Source organism: Mobiluncus porci (assembly GCF_009695935.1).
Classification (GTDB): Bacteria; Actinomycetota; Actinomycetes; order Actinomycetales; family Actinomycetaceae; genus Mobiluncus; species Mobiluncus porci.
Genome location: NZ_VUMY01000037.1, coordinates 1 through 1,869 on the forward strand (window position 1 = coordinate 1; position 1,869 = coordinate 1,869).

4 protein-coding genes are annotated in these 1,869 nt (G+C 50.9%); 2 read left to right on the forward strand and 2 right to left on the reverse strand.

The window, feature by feature from the left end; genetic code table 11:
* The first annotated feature begins 437 nt into the window (after positions 1-437).
* Together FYJ63_RS10940 and FYJ63_RS10945 are read left to right on the forward strand one after the other, a co-directional pair.
* The gene (locus FYJ63_RS10940; protein WP_154546634.1) at positions 438-614 is read left to right on the forward strand and encodes a hypothetical protein; all 177 of its coding nucleotides are present in this window, start codon (positions 438-440) and stop codon (positions 612-614) included.
* Positions 607-813 (forward strand): helix-turn-helix transcriptional regulator, encoded by a 207-nt coding sequence (locus tag FYJ63_RS10945; protein WP_154546636.1) that lies wholly within the window; start codon positions 607-609, stop codon positions 811-813. The genes FYJ63_RS10940 and FYJ63_RS10945 overlap by 8 nt, the downstream gene beginning before the upstream one ends.
* Before the next feature lie 117 nt (positions 814-930).
* Here the strand turns inward: FYJ63_RS10945 and FYJ63_RS10950 are convergent, their stop codons facing one another.
* On the reverse strand, positions 931-1,329 hold the full coding sequence (locus tag FYJ63_RS10950) for a hypothetical protein (RefSeq protein WP_154546638.1): 399 nt from the start codon (positions 1,327-1,329) through the stop codon (positions 931-933).
* Complete coding sequence (locus FYJ63_RS10955; protein ID WP_154546640.1) at positions 1,326-1,784, reverse strand: hypothetical protein; 459 nt, start codon at positions 1,782-1,784, stop codon at positions 1,326-1,328. Before FYJ63_RS10955 ends, FYJ63_RS10950 begins: the two co-directional genes overlap by 4 nt.
* Positions 1,785-1,869 lie beyond the last annotated feature (85 nt).

Below are 1,869 nucleotides of genomic sequence, written 5' to 3' on the forward strand. Positions count from 1 at the left end.
CGCCATTCGGGGCTTACTCATGCGGGTCAGTGTGGGGCGACGTTGGCTGAGTTACTTCGGCGCGCCGGGCATTCGGATATTAACACGGTGCTAATCTACCAGCACGCGACCCGCGAACGGGATGCGGCGTTGGCGGAACGGATGAGTGCGGGTGTTTGATTTTCTGTTCGGTTCACAACTTGACAATACATTATTAGTCATGTATTATTGTTTGTGTAAGGAGGTGATAAACATGAAGGAATGGATCGACACGGCACTAACCGCCCTACTGGTGATATTCACCGGAATCATGGCACTAAGACCACCGCCCAAACCGCCACCCGGTAACGGCAGACACCGCAAATCCTGAAAGCCTGGGGTTGAAAATAAAGCAAGTATCTTCAACCCCAGGCCGTAAGGCCAATCCTAACCGACCAGCCCCAGAAAGCAGAATAGCCATGAAACACCAAAATCAAGCCACCGCAGTAGCCATAGCAATAACAGGCTACACCAACGCCTTCCTCACCCCCGCAAAACCACAATGGGTGACCATTGCAGCCTGGATAGCCCTTGGAGCAATAGCCACTATTTGGCTGATTAGAGTACGCAAGGAAAGAAAGCAAGCCGATGCCTAAATATTACCTGGGGCGCGCTGAGGTAGCCACCCGCATAGGCGTGAAGCCCGCCACGTTAAGCCGCTACAAACTCCCCGAACCCGACGCCGTCATCGGGGAAGGGCGGCGCGCCGTGCGCGGATGGCTCCCCGAAACCATCGACCAATGGAACGCGGCACGACCCGGGCGCGGAAACTGGGGCAAAAACAGCGAAAAGTGAGCAACGCCCGCGGCCGGGAGTGAGGTTTAGCGGAGGGTAAATATTACAAAACGGGTAATATTATGCCGATTCGCGTTGAAAAAAATACCCCGGTTTTCCGTGGTGTCAGGTCTCGTTTTAGACCATTGAGAGAACTTTTGTTTGTGATACTTTCAGTGGGGATTGCCCCGCGATAAGTTCGATTCCTACGGGGGAATCGGATTGAGAAAGGAAGTCAACAAACGCTCCGACAGTTGCAGTGTTGTCCTGGTAGACCCTTATTGGATTGGGATCTTCGTCCAGAGCACATGAGGATTCAATCATTCCGAACTGAACCAGGTAATCGCTCATTTTCACGAACACGTTGGCGTATCCCCCGCTTTGACGGATGCGGTCAATCAATACAGGAACCGATTCATCAGCCAATGCGACGACAACTACCGCATCACCATCGTTGTTGACAACTGGCAAAGGAAGTGCGTTTAAACCAATCAAGGCATGAACTTGGCGGCGTGCATCATTAAGTTCTTCATTCATTCGACTGACCTCCTCGAAATTATTGTACCAGCGTACTCCAACAATTTGTCGTACACGTGCACAAAAGCAACCTCAACGTCCATTGGTGAGTTCAGTGTCATAACGTCTTTGCGTTCCAGGTGCTGCGGATCCTTTATCTCATTATGGAAGTGCAAGGTTCCATGATTGAGACAATCAGCGGAGGCAACCAAAACACCCGCAGAAATGTCGCCACCAGGAAAAATTTGAAGAGCCTGAATGTGAAAATCTGCAAGTTTGCGCAGACTAGCTTTGCTGGTTTTCTTGAAGTACCAGGCATAAACCCGAAAGCCTATACCATCGAAGAGTTCCACCCACTCCACAGGATCCAAAGAATCCCTCGACGGTGGGAGATACGGCTTTTCCGCAACGGGAGCGAGAGCTTGCGCGGCTTTCTTTGCCAGCTTCTTGTGAGCCTTGCTGCGTTTGAGAACCATAACCAGATTATCCCACGCTCCTAGTTTCGTATACGAAAAAAGCTTGATTGAACATGATCATTACTGGGGAAAGTGGACAACATCC

Coding starts and splice junctions, on each gene's coding strand:
- FYJ63_RS10940 (WP_154546634.1), top strand. CDS start 438: ATGAAACACCAAAATCAAGCCACCGCAGTAGCCATAGCAATAACAGGC.
- FYJ63_RS10945 (WP_154546636.1), top strand. CDS start 607: ATGCCTAAATATTACCTGGGGCGCGCTGAGGTAGCCACCCGCATAGGC.
- FYJ63_RS10950 (WP_154546638.1), bottom strand. CDS start 1,329: ATGAATGAAGAACTTAATGATGCACGCCGCCAAGTTCATGCCTTGATT.
- FYJ63_RS10955 (WP_154546640.1), bottom strand. CDS start 1,784: ATGGTTCTCAAACGCAGCAAGGCTCACAAGAAGCTGGCAAAGAAAGCC.